Raw genomic sequence first — 16144 nt, 5'->3', positions numbered from 1 at the left:
CCGTTCGGGGCGAACGGGGGTCCGGGGGCGTCAGCCCCCGGGCACGGTCCCTCAGACCAGGTTCACCGACCGGGCCGACGTCGCCCCGATCTCCGCCGCTACCTCGGCGAGCACCCCGGTGGGCACCGTGTCGTCGACGGTCAGGACGGCCAGCGCCTCGCCGCCCACCGTGGCGCGGGCGACCTGCATGCCGGCGATGTTGATACCGGCCTCGCCGATCACGCGGCCCACGGTGCCGACGACGCCGGGACGGTCCTCGTAGCGCAGGACCAGCATGTGGTCGGCGAGGGCGAGGTCCACGTCGTACTCGCCGACGGCGACGATCTTCTGGAGGTGTTTCGGGCCGGCCAGCGTGCCGGAGACCGACACCTCCTCGCCGTCCGAGAGGGTGCCGCGGACCGTGACGACGTTGCGGTGCTCCGGGGACTCCGAGCTGGTGGTCAACCGGACCTCGACACCGCGCTCCTGCGCGAAGAGCGGGGCGTTGACGTAGGAGACGGTCTCGTCGACGACGTCCTCGAAGACACCCTTGAGGGCGGAGAGCTCCAGCACCTTGACGTCGTGCTGGGTGATCTCGCCGTAGACCTCGACGTCGAGGCGGACGGCGACCTCGCCGGCGAGCGCGGTGAAGATGCGGCCGAGGCGCTCGGCGAGCGGCAGGCCGGGCTTGACGTCCTCGGCGATGACGCCGCCCTGGACGTTCACCGCGTCGGGGACCAGCTCGCCGGCGAGGGCGAGGCGGACCGACTTGGCGACGGCGATGCCGGCCTTCTCCTGGGCCTCGTCGGTGGAGGCGCCGAGGTGCGGGGTGGCGACGACCTGGTCGAACTCGAAGAGCGGCGAGTCGGTGCAGGGCTCCTTGGCGTACACGTCGAGGCCGGCGCCGGCGACGCGGCCCTCCTTGAGCGCCGAGTACAGCGCCTCCTCGTCGACGATGCCGCCGCGCGCGGCGTTGACGATGCGGACGCTCGGCTTGACCTTGCGCAGCGCCTCGTCGCCGATCAGGCCGAGGGTCTCGGGGGTCTTCGGGAGGTGGACGGTGATGAAGTCGGAGACCTCGAGCAGCTCGTCCAGCGTCAGGACCTTCACGCCCATCTGCGCGGCCCGCGCGGGCTGCACGTAGGGGTCGTAGGCGACGATCTTCATGCCGAAGGCCGACATGCGCTGCGCGACCAGGGCGCCGATGCGGCCCAGGCCCACGACACCGAGGGTCTTCTCGGCCAGCTCGACACCCGTGTACTTGCTGCGCTTCCACTCGCCGTTCTTCAGCGCGGCGTTGGCCTGCGGGATGTTGCGGGCGGTGGCGACGAGGAGGCCGCAGGCCAGCTCGGCGGCGGTCACGATGTTGGAGGTCGGGGCGTTGACCACCATCACGCCGGCCTTGGTGGCGGCGGAGACGTCCACGTTGTCCAGACCGACACCGGCGCGGGCGACGACCTTGAGCTTCTTCGCGGCGCCGATGGCCTCGGCGTCGACCTTGGTCGCGGAGCGGACCAGGATCGCGTCCACGTCGGCGATGGCGGCAAGCAGTTCGGCCCGGTCCGCGCCGTTGCACTGGCGGATCTCGAAGTCGGGGCCAAGCGCGTCCACGGTCGCGGGCGACAGCTCTTCAGCGATGAGTACGACGGGTTTCGAGCTCACGTGAGTCCTCACAAGTCCAATGCGGACGGCCGTCCCGACGGCCGCAGGCGGTGGAGGTTGGCTACCGCGTGGAAGACGCACGACGCTGTGGGCCTGACGCGTATGTTGGGCAGCAGTCTAGTGGCGTGACGGGGGTCGTCCTGCGCCTCTTCGGAAGGATCACCCGTCCGTGGCTGGACGGGTTGGACAACGCCGTCGTGCACGACGTTACCCCGGGTTCGCCGAAGGGGCCGGAGCGGGATGCTCCGGCCCCTTCGGGCGGGCGGCTTACGCCTCCTCGTCGACCCAGCTCATCAGCTTGCGCAGCTGCTTGCCGGTGGTCTCCAGCAGGTGCTCGGAGTCCTGCTGCTTGTACTCGTTGTACTTCTTCAGACCGCCGTGGTACTCGTCCATCCAGTTCTTGGCGAAGGTGCCGTCCTGGATCTCGGCGAGGACCTTCTTCATCTCGGCCTTGGTGGCGTCGGTGATGATCCGCGGGCCGGTGACGTAGTCGCCCCACTCGGCGGTCTCGGAGATCGACCAGCGCATCTTCTCCAGGCCGCCCTCGTACATGAGGTCCACGATCAGCTTCAGCTCGTGCAGGCACTCGAAGTAGGCGATCTCCGGCTGGTAACCGGCCTCGGTCAGCGTCTCGAAGCCCGCCTTGACCAGCGCGGCGGTGCCGCCGCACAGCACGGCCTGCTCGCCGAAGAGGTCGGTCTCGGTCTCCTCGGTGAAGGTCGTCTTGATGACGCCGGCGCGGGTGCCGCCGATGCCCTTCGCGTACGACAGGGCCAGCGCGAAGGCGTTGCCGGAGGCGTCCTGCTCGACGGCCGCGATACAGGGAACGCCGCGGCCCTCCTCGTACTGCCGGCGCACCAGGTGGCCCGGGCCCTTGGGGGCGACCATGCAGACGTCCACGCCGGCCGGGGGCTTGATGAAGCCGAAGCGGATGTTCAGGCCGTGACCGAAGAACAGCGCGTCGCCGTCCTTCAGGTTGTCCTTGATGTGCTCCTCGTAGACCTGGGCCTGAATCGGGTCCGGGACGAGGATCATGATGACGTCGGCCTCGGCGGCGGCCTCGGACGGGCTCACCACGCGCAGGCCCTGCTCCTCGGCCTTGGCCTTGGACTTGGAGCCCTCGTGCAGACCGACGCGCACGTCGACGCCGGAGTCGCGCAGCGACAGGGCGTGGGCGTGGCCCTGGCTGCCGTAGCCGATGACCGCGACCTTGCGGCCCTGGATGATGGACAGGTCGGCGTCGGCGTCGTAGAACAGCTCGGCCACTGGGTTCTCTCCTTGTGTGCGGGTGTTGCGTCCCACCGTATGCCGGTGGGGGGAAGGGAAGTTTCGGGGTCTCGGCATGCGGGCGGCCGGTGGTGTCCACGGCCGCCCGTTTTTGTCGTTATGCGGACCGGTCGAGTGCGCGCAGCGAGCGGTCCGTGATCGAACGGGCACCGCGGCCGATGGCGATCGTGCCGGACTGGACGAGCTCCTTGATGCCGTACGGTTCCAGCATCCTGAGCATCGCGGACAGCTTGTCGCTGCTGCCGGTGGCCTCGATGGTGACGGCCTCCGGGGAGACGTCGACGGTCTTGGCGCGGAAGAGCTGGACGATCTCGACGATCTGGGAGCGCGTCTCGTTGTCGGAGCGCACCTTCACCAGGACGAGTTCACGCTGGACGGCGTGGGCCGGCTCCAGCTCGACGATCTTCAACACCTCGACCAGCTTGTTGAGCTGCTTGGTGACCTGCTCCAGCGGCAGCTCCTCCACGCCCACGACGATGGTGATGCGGGAGATGTCGGGGTGCTCGGTGACGCCCACCGCGAGCGAGTCGATGTTGAAGCCGCGGCGGGAGAAGAGGGCGGCGATCCGGGCGAGGATGCCCGGCTTGTTCTCCACCAGGACGGAGAGCGTGTGCTTGGACATGGGCTGCTTCCTTTACGGCTCTCAGTCGTCTTCGTTGTCGCCGAAGTCGGGGCGGACGTCCCGGGCGGCCAGGATCTCGTCGTTGGAGGTGCCGGCGGCGACCATCGGCCAGACCATCGCGTCCTCGTGGACGATGAAGTCGACGACGACGGGACGGTCGTTGACGGAGTTCGCCTCCTCGATGACCTTGTCGAGGTCGGCGGGGTCCTCGCAGCGGATGGCATAGCACCCCATGGCCTCCGACAGCTTCACGAAGTCGGGGACGCGGGTGCCGCGCGCCGCCGGGTCGACGTCCTCGGGGCCGGAGTGCAGGACCGTGTTGGAGTAGCGCTGGTTGTAGAACAGGGTCTGCCACTGGCGGACCATCCCGAGGGCGCCGTTGTTGATGATGGCGACCTTGATCGGGATGTTGTTCAGGGCGCAGGTGGCCAGCTCCTGATTGGTCATCTGGAAGCAGCCGTCGCCGTCGATCGCCCAGACGGTCTGCCCGGGTGCGCCGGCCTTGGCGCCCATGGCGGCGGGGACGGCATAGCCCATGGTCCCGGCGCCGCCGGAGTTGAGCCAGGTGGCGGGCTTGTCGTACTGGATGAAGTGCGCGGCCCACATCTGGTGCTGGCCGACGCCCGCGGTGAAGACGGTGTTCTCGGGGGCCAGCTGCCCGATCCGCTCGATGACCTGCTGCGGGGAGAGCGAACCGTCCTCGGGCTGGTCGTAGCCGAGGGGGTAGGTGTCGCGCCAGCGGCTGAGGTCCTTCCACCAGGCGCTGTAGTCGCCCCGGACGCCCTCGGCGTGCTCCTTCTGCACGGCCTGGACCAGGTCGGCGATGACCTCGCGGGCGTCGCCCACGATCGGCACGTCGGCGGCGCGGTTCTTGCCGATCTCGGCCGGGTCGATGTCGGCGTGGACGATCTTGGCGTGCGGGGCGAAGCTGTCCAGCTTGCCGGTGACGCGGTCGTCGAAGCGGGCGCCGAGGGCGACGATCAGGTCGGCCTTCTGCAGCGCGGTGACGGCGGTGACCGCACCGTGCATGCCCGGCATCCCCACGTGCAGCGGGTGGCTGTCGGGGAACGCGCCGAGCGCCATCAGGGTGGTGGTGACGGGCGCGCCGGTGAGTTCGGCGAGGACCTTCAGCTCGGCGGTGGCTTGGGCCTTGAGGACGCCGCCGCCGACGTAGAGGACCGGCCGCTTCGCGGCGGTGATCAGCTTGGCGGCCTCGCGGATCTGCTTGGCGTGCGGCTTGGTCACCGGGCGGTAGCCGGGCAGGTCCATGACCGGCGGCCAGGCAAACGTCGTCTTCGCCTGGAGGGCGTCCTTGGCGATGTCGACGAGGACCGGGCCGGGGCGGCCGGTGGAGGCGATGTGGAAGGCCTGCGCGATCACCCGGGGGATGTCGTCGGCCTTGGTGACCAGGAAGTTGTGCTTGGTGATCGGCATGCTGATGCCGACGATGTCCGCCTCCTGGAAGGCGTCCGTGCCGATGGCCGAGGAGGCCACCTGCCCGGTGATGGCGACCATCGGCACCGAGTCCATGTGGGCGTCGGCGAGCGGGGTGACCAGGTTGGTGGCGCCGGGTCCTGAGGTCGCCATGCAGACGCCGACCTTTCCGGTGGCCTGGGCGTACCCCTCGGCCGCGTGGCCGGCGCCCTGCTCGTGCCGGACCAGGACGTGGCGGACCTTGGTGGAGTCCATCAGCGGGTCGTACGCCGGGAGGATGCAACCGCCGGGAATGCCGAATACCGTGTCGGCGCCCACCTCCTCGAGCGAGCGGATGAGGGACTGCGCACCCGTGACGTGCTCGGGGGCGGACTGTCCTCCGGAACGGGGCCGCGGCTGCGGGTGAGGGGCCCCGGTGGCCTGCTCGGTCATCGGCATTCTCTTCTCGATGCTGAGGGTGGTGATGCTGGGGTTCTGCGGTGTTTCGGGCGGTGCGTGACTGCCGCCCGGCGGCACTGGTGCAACAAAAAACCCCTCGTGCCATAAGGCAAGCGAGGGGAGCGCGCCGGGTGTGGGTCGCTGGGAGTCCGGGTCGGTCCGGACATCACCAGCTCAGCCGACGCGCTTTCCAAGTACGAGAATTCGGGTGCGCATGGCACTGACCCTCCCCCCGGCACGCACCCACTGTCAAGTGGGTGGGACGGGAGTCTCATCATGTGAACGGAGGGTCGTGCCACCACCCAGAACGGCCGGCAGGCCCGCCGTGACCCCGCCCGCGAAGGCCGGCTCGGCCGGCCCGTGCGGTACCGGGTAGTGGCCGGTGCCGAGCGCCCTGCGCAGCCGGTACTCGTCCAGTGGCCCGGAGAACGCCATGCCCTGCCCGTGGGTGCAACCCATCGCGCGCAGCGCGACGATCTGCTCGGGCAGGTCCACCCCGTCGGCCACGGACTTCAGTCCGAGGTCGGTGGCGATGCGCAGCAGACCACTGGTGATCTTGTGCAGCCGGGCCGACTCGACCACGCCCTCGACCAGGCTCCGGTCGAGCTTGAGGATGTCCACGGGGAGGCGCCGGAGCGCGGTGATCGCCGCGTATCCGCTGCCGAAGCCGTCCAGGGCGATGCGCACCCCCACCCTTCGCAGGGCGTTCAGCCTGCGGTCCAGCTCGTCCATGCCGACCCGTGGATCAATGTCCGACAGCTCGATCACAAGAGAGCCCGGAGGCAGTCCGTGCCGGGTCAGCAGGGCCTCCACGGAGCCGAACGGCAGGGAGCGGTCCAGCAACCGGCGGGCGCCGAGACGTATGGCCACCGCCACCGGGAGGCCGGCTGCCGCGCGGTCGGCGGCCTGCTCCACGGCCTCCTGGAGTACCCAGCGGTCCAGTTCGGCCGTCTTGTCGCCCTCGTCGGCCACCCGCAGGAACTCGGCGGGGGTGAACAGCACCCCCTGCGAGGAGCGCCAGCGTGCCTGGGCGCAGACCGAGGAGATCCGGCCGTCCGTCAGGGAGACCACCGGCTGGTGCAGCAGCGCGAACTCGCCGTCGTGCAGCGCGGCCCGCAGGCGGGTGGCCAGCTCGGCCTTGCGCACGACGTCCTGCTGCATCTGCGGCCGGTACAGCTCGACGCGCCCCTTGCCGCCCGCCTTGGCGCGGTACATCGCGAGGTCGGCGTTGCGCAGCAGCTCCCCCGCGCCGAGGCCCGGCTCGGCGAAGGCGACCCCGATGGAGGCGTTGACACGGACATCGTTGCCGTCGATGAGATAGGGCTGCGAGAGGGTGAGCCGCAGCCGGTCGGCGAGTTCCATGATGTGGCCCTCGCGTGCGGTGCGGTCCCGGGCGCCGTCACCGACGATCAGGGCCGCGAACTCGTCGCCGCCGAGCCGGGAGGCGGTGTCCCCCTTGCGGACGGCCTCGTGGAGTCTGCGGGCCGCCTGGACGAGCAGCTCGTCCCCGGCCTGGTGCCCGATCGTGTCGTTGACGGCCTTGAAGCCGTCGAGGTCGATGAAGAGCACCGCCGTACCGCGCAGGGCGGCGCCCCGGTCCGAGGCGCGGCGGCCGGACAGGGCCTGCTGGACGCGCCGGGTGAACAGGGCGCGGTTGGGCAGGTCGGTCAGCGGGTCGTGTTCGGCGTTGTGCTGGAGCTGCGCCTGCAGGCGCACTCTCTCCGTGACGTCCCGGCTGTTGAAGATGAGGCCGCCGTGGTGGCGGTTGACGGTGGACTCGACGTTGAGCCAGCCACCGTCGCCGGAGCGGAAGCGGCACTCGATGCGCGTGGTGGGTTCCTCGACCGGGTTGGCGGCCAGGAAGCGGCGCACCTCGTGCACCACGCAGCCGAGGTCCTCCGGGTGGATGAGCCCGGCCAGTTCGCCACCCACCAGCTCTTCCGCGGGGCGCCCGTAGACCCCGGCGGCGGCCGGCGAGACGTAGCGGAGGATGCCGTTGGGCGCGGCGATCATGATGACGTCGCTGGAGCCCTGCACCAGGGAGCGGAAGTGGTTCTCCTTCTGGGCCAGTTCCTGGGTGAGGGTGATGTTGTCGAGCAGCATGATGCCCTGGCGCACGACGAGCGCGAGCACCACGGTGCCGCCGGTCAGCAGCACCACGCGGTCGACGCTGCGCCCGTTGAGCACGTTGTAGAGGATGCCCAGGGTGCAGACCGCGGCGGCGAGGTACGGCGTGAGCGCGGCCAGGGAGCCCGCGATGGGCCGGGCGGTCGGATAGCGGCCGCGCTCCCCCGCGGACGGCGAGGGCAGGGACGTCGGCCCGGGTAGGGACGCGGGCGGCTGGTGCGCGGCGGAGCGGGAGTGGTGCCCGGTGTCGCGCTGGCCGGGCACGTGCTCGCGCACCACGCGGGTGTGGCCGCCGGACCCCTCGTCGCCCCCGGTCCGTCCGCGCCGGGACGCGGTCCAGGGGGCGTACGCGAGCAGCAGGGACCCGGCGAACCAGCCCGCGTCGAGCAACTGGCCGGACCGGTAGCTGCTCTGCATCAGCGGCGAGGTGAACAGGGCGTCGCACATCACGGTGAGCGCGAGCGCGCCGATGGCGGTGTTGATGGCCGACCTGCCGACCGGCGACCGCCTGAAGTGCAGGGCGAGCACCATGCTGACGAGGGCGATGTCGAGCAGGGGGTACGCCACCGAGAGCGCGCCGTGCGCCACGCTGGAACCGCCCCCGGCCTTCGCCGCCTGGGCGAGCGCCAGGCTCCACGCCAGCGTCAGCAGGGAGCCGCCGATCAGCCAGGCGTCCAGCCCCAGGCAGATCCAGCCGGCCTTGGTCACCGGCCGCTTGGCCAGCACCAGCAGCCCCACGATGGCGGGCGGCGCGAAGCACAGGAAGAACAGGTCGGCGTAGCTGGGGCTGGGGACGGGCTGCCGCAGGACGACCTCGTACCACCCCCACACCAGGTTGCCCAGCGACGCCATCGCCGAGGAGAGGGCGAACAGCAGCCACGCGGGCCGGAAGCGGACGCGGCGCCCGCGCGCGTAGAGGAAGCAGGAGACGGCGGCGGCGCCCGCCGCGGCGCTCAGCCCGAAGTCACCCATGATCTTGGCGACGTAGTCCGAACCCCAGCCGAGCGCGGACCCGACGGCGTAGGCCGCGCAGATCAGGGCCAGCACGAGCTGGCGGACGAGGGCCGGCCGGCCGACGGTGGCGGACGGCCGGGGCGGCAGCAGGCCGGGCGGGGGCTGCGTCCGCAGCCGTCCGTCCAGCGTGGGCATGGGGGACGGCGGCGGGCTCACCTCGGCCCCCCGGTCCGCGCCGCTTCCGTGGTGCGCGGGCGGTGGACCGGCCGGGCCTGGCTCCCGCGGCTCATCCGATGCGGGTGAGGGTCGCGTTGACCGTCGTGGCCGCCGGGGCGGCCGCGTCTGGGCGCCGTCGTGGTCGTGCGCCAGGGTCGCCGGCGGCGGCTCCGCCGCGTCGGGTCGTTCGTCCATAGGCCGTGCATCGCCCGTCGCCCCCCTCACAGTTGATGTTCATCCCCGGCGCCGAACGGTCGCGGCGCATCCCCTGTCGGACGATACACCAGGATCGTCACTCAGGGACATAGGTTCTCTACGCTCCGTGACGACCAGGGAATATGCGGGTACCCACCGCGCCCGAAAGGTTGCGGAGGGTACCCGAACCGGATCAGGCGCCTGTCGTCAGGATCACGTTGCGCAGCGGCTCCTGGTTCACGAACCGGGTCAACTGGTCCACCAGCAGCCGCTTCGCGCGCGGCAGGAACGCCGAGGTCGGCCCTCCGGCGTGCGGGCTGACGAGTACGCCGGGAGCCTGCCACAGGGGGTGGCCCGGCGGCAGCGGTTCGGGGTCGGTCACGTCGAGGGCGGCGGTCAGCCGCCCGCTCTCCAGTTCGGTGAGCAACGCCTTCGTGTCGACGACGGGGCCCCGGGCGACGTTGACGAGCAGGGCTCCGTCCTTCATCCGGGCCAGGAAGTCCGCGTCGGCCAGACCCCGGGTGGCCTCGGTGAGCGGCGTGGAGAGGATCACGACATCCGCGTCCGGGAGGAGGGCCGGGAGTTCGGTGAGCGGGTGCACCGGGCCGCGCGCCGTGGTGCGGGCGGAGCGCGCGACGCGCACCACCGGCGCGACCTCGAACGGCACGAGCCGGTCCTCGATCGCGGCGCCGATCGATCCGTAGCCGACGATGAGCACCTTCCGGTCGGCGAGTGCGGGCCGGAACCCGCCGAGCCACTCGCCCCGGTCCTGGGCCCGGACGAAGTCGGGCACGCCCCGCAGCGACGCCAGTATCAGGGTCAGGGTGAGTTCCGCGGTGCTGGCCTCGTGCACTCCGCGCGCGTTGCACAGCCGCACGCCCGCGGGCAGGTGCTTCAGGCCGGGCTCCACGTGGTCGATCCCGGCGGAGAGGGTCTGGACGACCTGGACGGAGCGCATCCCGGGCAGCGGACGCACGCCGATCCCGCTGGGCTTCATGTAGGGGACGACGTAGTAGGCGCAGTCGGCCGGGTCGGCGGGGAAGGCCTCCTCGCCGTTCCAGAAGCGGTAGGCGGGGCCCTCGGGGAGGCCCTCGATCTCGTCCGGCGGGATGGGCAGCCACACGTCAGCAGTCATGGTCAGGAGGCTATGTCAGGGGCGCGAAAGGCCGAGGTTAGGTTGGGTGGCCTGACGAGGGAGGGTCACGACCAGGTGGAGCGCAGGACGATCGGCGCGACGGCGCTCGCGGTGGGGGCCGTCGGACTGGGGTGCATGCCGATGAGCTGGGCCTACAGCGCGTCGCGGCAGCGGGGGGACCAATCGATCAGGGCGGTGCACCGGGCCCTGGACCTGGGCGTCTCCCTGCTGGACACCGCGGACATGTACGGCCCGTTCACCAACGAGCTGCTGCTGGGGCGGGTGCTGAAGGAGCGGCGGTCCGACGCCTTCGTGTCGACCAAGGTCGGTCTGCTCGTGGGTGACCAGCACATCGTGGCCAACGGCCGCCCGGGATATGTGCGGCGCGCCTGCGACGCCTCGCTGCGCCGGTTGCAGACGGACGTCATCGACCTCTACCAACTGCACCGCGCCGACCCCGAGATACCCGTCGAGGAGACCTGGGGCGCCATGGCGGAGCTGGTGCGGGCCGGCAAGGTGCGGGCGCTCGGGCTCTGCGCGGTCGGCGCGCGGTCGGCCCGGCGCCCGGGGGCGCGGCTGCACGACGCGACGGTCCGGCAGCTGGAGCGGGTGCAGCAGGTCTTCCCGGTGAGCGCGGTCGAGGCCGAACTGTCGGTGTGGTCGCCGGAGGCGCTGCGGACGCTGCTGCCGTGGTGCGTCTCGCGCGGTGTCGGTTTCCTCGCCGCGATGCCGCTGGGCAACGGCTTCCTGACCGGCACGCTCACCCCCGGCCAGGGCTTCGAACCGGAGGACCTGCGGGCCCGGCACCCCCGTTTCACCGCCGAGATGATGGCCGCCAACCAGCCGATCGTGGCCGGACTGCGCCGGATCGCCGCCCGGCACGGCGACGGGGTGACGCCGGCGCAGGTGGCGCTGGCCTGGGTGCTGGCGCAGGGGCGGCACGTGGTGCCGGTGCCGGGGACCAAGCGTGATCACTGGGTGACCGAGAACGCGGGGGCCGCGGAGCTGCTGCTGAGCGAGCAGGATCTCGCGGAGGTGGGCCGGCTGCCCGCGGCTCAGGGGTCGTGGGAGTGAGGCGCACGGTCGTGCGGTGCCGGGCCGGCGGGTTCGGACTTCGCCGATCGGGAACTCGGCGGGCGCGTCGGGGGTATGACAGGGAGAACCCGCCGCGTCGAAGGGAACAAGATCGTGCCACGTCGAGCCTTGCCGACCGCGTTGGCCACCGCCGCCCTGCTGTTGGCGGCCGGTTGCTCCTCCGACGACGGGGAGGCGTCGGGCGCCGAGGGCGCTTCCTCGCCCAGCAGGACGACGGCGCGGTCCTCGCCCTCGGGCTCGGCCACCGAGGAGGCCCCGCCCGCGAAGGGCTCCGTGAAGGTGACCCGTACGGTCGCCACGGGGCTGCGCAGTCCCTGGGGTCTGGCTCCGCTGCCGGGCGGTGGACTGCTGGTCTCCTCCCGCGACGAGGCCACGCTCACGCGGGTGGACGAGAAGACGGGCGAGAAGACCGAGCTGGGCGAGGTGCCCGGGGTCTCCGGGTCCGGCGAGGGCGGCCTCCTCGGCATCGCCCTCTCCCCGGACTACGCCTCGGACCGGATGGTCTACGCGTACTTCACCTCGGCCTCGGACAACCGCATCGTGCGCATGCGGTACGACGAGGAGAAGCCGGCCGGTGACCAGCTGAGCGCGCCGGACACGGTCTTCCGGGGCATCCCCAAGGGCGTCATCCACAACGGCGGCCGGATCGCCTTCGGCCCCGACAAGATGCTCTACGCGGGCACGGGCGAGAGCGGCGACACCGGCCTGTCCCAGGACAAGGAGTCGCTGGGCGGCAAGATCCTGCGGATGACGCCGGACGGCGAACCGGCGCCCGGCAACCCCTTCCCCGACTCCACGGTGTACTCGTACGGGCACCGGAACGTGCAGGGGCTGGCCTGGGACGACAAGCAGCGGCTCTTCGCCGCCGAGTTCGGCCAGGACACCTGGGACGAGCTGAACGCGATCAGTCCGGGCGCCAACTACGGCTGGCCCGAGGCCGAGGGTGAGGGCGGCGGCTCCGGCTTCCGTGACCCGCTCGCCCAGTGGAGCACCGACGAGGCCTCGCCCAGCGGTGTCGCGTACGCCGAGGGGTCCGCCTGGATGGCCGGGCTGCGCGGTGAGCGGCTGTGGCGCGTGCCGCTCAAGGGCACGGAGGCCGCGGCCGACCCGCAGGCCTTCCTCGACGGCGAGTACGGCCGGCTGCGCACGGTGGCGCCCGCGGGCGGCGGCAAGTTGTGGCTCGTGACCAGCAACACGGACGGCCGGGGCGACGCCAAGGGCGACGACGACCGGATCCTGGAGCTGGAGGTCCAGTAGGCCGCGGGCCGCGCCGCTCAGTCCTCGTCGCCCTGGGCGTCGCCTCCGGTGTCCGCGGGCCGCGGCGGGTGGACGACGACCTTGCCCGAGGTGAGGTCTATCGGCCCGTGGCCGGGGTCGCCGTCGCCGACGTCCTCACGGGTCAGTTCGAGCCGGTTCTGCTCGTCGCGGGTGTGCTTGCGGCCGGGGGAGAACAGCTCCTCGAATGCGTTGAACACCAAGCCTCCGTCGGTCGGCGTCCCTCCAGCGTAGACCTCACGGCGCGGAACGGGACGTGAGCCGCTGCGCCGGGAACAGCGTCAGCCGGTGGGCCACCGCCGCCGCCTCGCCGCGCCCGGAGACGCCGAGCTTGGCCAGGATGTTGGAGACGTGGACGCTGGCCGTCTTCGGGGAGATGAAGAGTTCCTCCGCTATCTGGCGGTTGGTGCGCCCCTCGGAGACCAGGCGCAGGACGTCGCGCTCCCGGCTGGTGAGTCCGAGGGCCTCGGCCGGGTCGGCGGGGGCCGCGGGGGCGGTCCTGCGGCCGAGGGTGAGGCGGGCGCGCTGGGCGAGCAGGCCGACCGCGTCGGTGAGGGGGCGGGCCCCGAGGTGTTCGGCGACGGCGCGGGCCAGGCGGAGCAGTTCCACGGCTCGGGAGCGCTCGTCCTCGCCACCGGTGTCCAGCAGGGCGGCGGCCAGCCGGTGCCGGACGCGGGCGAGCTCGTAGGGCCGCTCCAGTCGTTCGAAGGCGGTGACCGCCTCCGCCCACGCGTCGGGGGTGTCCCGGCCCTCGGCACGGCGGAGTTCGGCGCGGACCCACTTGTCGTGGGCGAGCCAGGTGGGGGCGCCGGTGGTGAGTGACTTGGCGGCCCGGGCGATGCGGTCGAGTACCTCGCCGCGCCCCTCCTCGGCGGCAGGCAGTCCACGGGCGTCGGCCTCGGCCTCGGCGGCGGACAGCAGCAGGGGCCAGCCGTAGCGCTGGGTGCCGAGCGGGAAGCCGGCGCCCAGGGCCCGGTCCAGCTCGGCCCGGGCGTCGGGGAGGCGGCCCTCGACGGCGGCGAGGCCGAGCGTGAGGGTGGCCAGCGGCAGACGGTACTGCGGCATGGTGTCGTGGGTGCCGTAGGCGGCGCGGGCCTCGGCGAGCTGCCGGGCGGTCTCGGCCGTCTCGCCCCGGGCGAGTGCGACGGCGGCCCGGCGGAGGGCGGCACCGGCGCGCGGCGCGGCGCTGCGGCCCGGGGCCCCGGAGATCACGGCGGCCTCGACCGCCTCGTCCCAGCGGCCCAGGGAGATGAGCGTCTCGGCGAGATTGCCCCACACGTAGGCCTCGGACTCCAGCAGACCCATCCGCCGGGTCAGTTCGATGCCCTCGCGCAGGATGCCGAGCGCCTCCCCGGAGCGGCCGATGCTCTCCAGGACGGAGGGCAGGTTGATGTGGCTGCGAGCCACCACGGCGGCCCGGCCCTGCCCCACGACCAGATCTCTCACCTGGTACATCTCCGCGAGCCCCGCGTCGACGTGGCCCGCGTCGACCATCAGGCCGCCGAGGGTGAGCCGGGCGTTCAGCTCGATGTCGTCGGCACCCACCATGCGCGCGTACTCGACGGCCCGCTCCGCGGCGGTCACGGCGTCGGGGCCGGGGGCGTGGAGCATCGACCAGCTGGCGGCCATGGACAGCACCTCGGCGTGCACCTGGGACGGCGGCAGGCCCCGGACCAGCTCCTGGGCGATGCCGAGCTCCCGCCATCCGTCGCCGCGGCCCTGCGCCTGGACCAGCAGGGAACGCTGCGTCCAGAACCAGGCGGCGCGCTGCGGATCGCGGCCGCTCGTGCTCGCCCCGGCGCCCGTGTCCTGCTCGTCCTCCAGCAGCCGCAGGGCCCGCTTGGCGATCTTCATGGCGCGTTCGCGCTCCCCGCACAGCCGTCCGGCGACCGCGGCCTCGGCCATCAGGTCCAGGTAGCGCAGCGGCTTGGTGGCCGGGTCGCAGCCGCACGGAGGGTAGACCTCGGTGTAGTCGACGGGGCGCAGCGTGGCGCGTACGGCGTCGGGGGCGGAGTCCCACAGCTCCATCGCCCTCTCCAGCAGCCGCAGTTGCTCGGCGTAGGCGTGCCGGCGGCGGGCCTCGACGGAGGCGTCCAGTACGGCGGGCAGGGCCTTGGCGGGGTCGTGGGCGTGGTACCAGTAGCTGGCCAGGCGCATCACGCGTTCGGCGGCGGGGACCAGCGTGGGGTCGGCGTCGAGGGCCTCGGCGTAGCGGCGGTTGAGGCGGGAGCGTTCGCCGGGGAGCAGGTCGTCGGCGACCGCCTCGCGGACCAGGGAGTGGCGGAAGCGGTAGCCGTCGCCGTCGGGGGCCGGAAGCAGCAGGTTGGCGTTGACGGCGGCGCGCAGTGCCTCGATGAGGTCGTCCTCGGCGAACCGGGCGACGGCGGCGAGCAGCCGGTACTCCACGGTGGAGCCGCCCTCGGCGACGATCCGGGCGACCCGCTGCGCGCTCTCGGGGAGCGCTTCGACCCGCACCAGGAGCAGGTCGCGCAGGGAGTCGGTCAGGCCGGCGCAGCAGCCCTCGTGGGCGGCGACGGCGAGTTCCTCGACGAAGAAGGCGTTGCCGTCGGAGCGGTCGAAGATCTCGTCGACCTGGAGCGGGTCGGGTTCCCGGTCGAGGATGCCGGCGACCTGGCGCCCCACCTCCTCCCGCGTGAAGCGGCCGAGTTCGACGCGGCGGACGGTGCGCAGCCGGTCGAGTTCGGCGAGCAGGGGACGCAGGGGGTGCCGGCGGTGGATGTCGTCGGAGCGGTAGGTGGCCAGGACGACGAGGCGGCCGGTCCGCAGGGTGCGGACGAGGTAGGCGATCAGGTGGCGGGTGGAGGCGTCGGCCCAGTGCAGGTCCTCCAGGACGAGGACGACGGTGTGCCGGGCGGCGACGCGCTCCAGCAGCCGCGCGGTGAGCTCGAAGAGGCGGGCCGTGCTCTCCTCGTCGTGCCGGCCGCCACCGGTACCCGGGGCGCTCTCGCCCAGTTCGGGCAGCAGCCGGGCCAGCTCCTCCTCCTGCCCGGCCGCCGCCGCGGCCAGCTCAGCGGGCAGTGCGCGGCGCAGGGCGCGCAGCGCGGTGGAGAAGGGCGCGAAGGGGAGTCCGTCCGCTCCTATCTCGACGCAACCGCCCAGCGCGACCACGGCGCCCTGCCGGCGGGCGGCGGTGGCGAACTCCTCGACGAGTCGGGTCTTGCCCACCCCCGCCTCGCCGCCGAGCAGCAGCGCCTGCGGCTCTCCCCCGGCGTCGGACGCGGCGGCGGCCCCGCCGCGGGCGCGGGCGAGCGCGTCGTTCAACGTGTCCAGTTCGCCGGCGCGGCCGACGAACACGGGACTGACGGACCTGGTCTCCACGGACCCGAGCATCGCACGCGGGTACGACAGTGCGGCGGCCTTTTCCCGGAGGGGGGCGAGGGGCGGAACGACGGCGGGGAGGGCGGCCGTGCGGCCGCCCTCCCCGGTCCCCCCGTTCACGCGGCGCGGGTGAACCCGGGCCGGCGCAGCCGCGGCGTATGGCTCTCCACCGGGGCGGCGTCGCGGCGGGCTGCCCGGCGGGCGGCGCGCCGGGCGCGGACGGCCTGGCGGGCCAGCCGGGCCTCGTCGGCGCGGCGGATCAGTTCGGCGGAACGGGCCTGCTGGATCTCGTACTCGAACATGGTGTGCCCCTCGGTGGAAGTCGGTGTCCGCATCGCTTGCTGCGATGCCTCAACCTTCGTCTGCCAGGGGCGTCCGCCACATCG

The 16144-nt window shown here is 72.5% G+C and carries 11 protein-coding genes; 2 read left to right on the top strand and 9 right to left on the bottom strand.

The window, feature by feature from the left end; translation table 11 throughout:
- Nucleotides 1-51: 51 nt before the first annotated feature.
- From serA to ACZ6EG_RS25760, 6 genes are all read right to left on the bottom strand, one after another.
- On the bottom strand, nt 52-1641 hold the full coding sequence (gene serA / locus ACZ6EG_RS25785; RefSeq protein WP_469607969.1) for a phosphoglycerate dehydrogenase: 1590 nt from the start codon (nt 1639-1641) through the stop codon (nt 52-54).
- Between the two features lie 267 nt (nt 1642-1908).
- Entirely contained in the window at nt 1909-2907 is a 999-nt protein-coding gene (gene ilvC / locus ACZ6EG_RS25780; RefSeq protein ID WP_053137487.1) for a ketol-acid reductoisomerase, read from the bottom strand.
- 118 nt (nt 2908-3025) lie between these two features.
- Complete coding sequence (gene ilvN, locus ACZ6EG_RS25775; RefSeq protein ID WP_053137484.1) at nt 3026-3550, bottom strand: acetolactate synthase small subunit; 525 nt, start codon at nt 3548-3550, stop codon at nt 3026-3028.
- 21 nt (nt 3551-3571) lie between these two features.
- On the bottom strand, nt 3572-5422 hold the full coding sequence (locus ACZ6EG_RS25770; protein WP_391971876.1) for an acetolactate synthase large subunit: 1851 nt from the start codon (nt 5420-5422) through the stop codon (nt 3572-3574).
- A gap of 249 nt (nt 5423-5671) precedes the next feature.
- Nucleotides 5672-8719 (bottom strand): putative bifunctional diguanylate cyclase/phosphodiesterase, encoded by a 3048-nt coding sequence (locus tag ACZ6EG_RS25765; RefSeq protein ID WP_469607964.1) that lies wholly within the window; start codon nt 8717-8719, stop codon nt 5672-5674.
- A 388-nt stretch (nt 8720-9107) separates the two neighbouring features.
- Nucleotides 9108-10049: a 2-hydroxyacid dehydrogenase gene (locus ACZ6EG_RS25760; RefSeq protein WP_361013069.1), complete on the bottom strand. Its 942-nt coding sequence runs from the start codon at nt 10047-10049 to the stop codon at nt 9108-9110.
- 75 nt (nt 10050-10124) lie between these two features.
- On the opposite strand from ACZ6EG_RS25760, the gene ACZ6EG_RS25755 reads away from it, so the two are divergent.
- Nucleotides 10125-11123, top strand: coding sequence for an aldo/keto reductase (locus tag ACZ6EG_RS25755; protein ID WP_391971878.1), 999 nt, complete (start codon nt 10125-10127; stop codon nt 11121-11123).
- 75 nt (nt 11124-11198) lie between these two features.
- Nucleotides 11199-12401 carry a PQQ-dependent sugar dehydrogenase gene (locus ACZ6EG_RS25750; protein WP_469607961.1) on the top strand — a complete coding sequence of 401 codons (1203 nt, stop codon included), beginning with the start codon at nt 11199-11201 and terminating at the stop codon, nt 12399-12401.
- A 17-nt stretch (nt 12402-12418) separates the two neighbouring features.
- Here ACZ6EG_RS25750 and ACZ6EG_RS25745 read toward each other — a convergent pair whose 3' ends face one another.
- From ACZ6EG_RS25745 to ACZ6EG_RS25735, 3 genes are all read right to left on the bottom strand, one after another.
- Complete coding sequence (locus tag ACZ6EG_RS25745; protein ID WP_356610504.1) at nt 12419-12619, bottom strand: DUF6191 domain-containing protein; 201 nt, start codon at nt 12617-12619, stop codon at nt 12419-12421.
- A gap of 37 nt (nt 12620-12656) precedes the next feature.
- Nucleotides 12657-15770 carry a helix-turn-helix transcriptional regulator gene (locus tag ACZ6EG_RS25740; RefSeq protein WP_469607956.1) on the bottom strand — a complete coding sequence of 1038 codons (3114 nt, stop codon included), beginning with the start codon at nt 15768-15770 and terminating at the stop codon, nt 12657-12659.
- Nucleotides 15771-15874: 104 nt separating this feature from the next.
- The gene (locus tag ACZ6EG_RS25735) at nt 15875-16093 is read right to left on the bottom strand and encodes a hypothetical protein (RefSeq protein ID WP_391971881.1); all 219 of its coding nucleotides are present in this window, start codon (nt 16091-16093) and stop codon (nt 15875-15877) included.
- Nucleotides 16094-16144: the final 51 nt, after the last annotated feature.

The organism is Streptomyces sp. NPDC041968 (assembly GCF_055589025.1).
This window is presented reverse-complemented; position numbering and strand designations above follow the sequence as displayed.

Bases quoted from the DNA above. Each gene is read 5' to 3' on its own strand.
- ACZ6EG_RS25760 (WP_361013069.1), bottom strand. From the start codon at position 10,049: ATGACTGCTGACGTGTGGCTGCCCATCCCGCCGGACGAGATCGAGGGC.
- ilvN (WP_053137484.1), bottom strand. From the start codon at position 3,550: ATGTCCAAGCACACGCTCTCCGTCCTGGTGGAGAACAAGCCGGGCATC.
- ACZ6EG_RS25750 (WP_469607961.1), top strand. From the start codon at position 11,199: ATGACAGGGAGAACCCGCCGCGTCGAAGGGAACAAGATCGTGCCACGT.
- ACZ6EG_RS25735 (WP_391971881.1), bottom strand. From the start codon at position 16,093: ATGCGGACACCGACTTCCACCGAGGGGCACACCATGTTCGAGTACGAG.
- ACZ6EG_RS25740 (WP_469607956.1), bottom strand. From the start codon at position 15,770: ATGCTCGGGTCCGTGGAGACCAGGTCCGTCAGTCCCGTGTTCGTCGGC.
- ACZ6EG_RS25770 (WP_391971876.1), bottom strand. From the start codon at position 5,422: ATGCCGATGACCGAGCAGGCCACCGGGGCCCCTCACCCGCAGCCGCGG.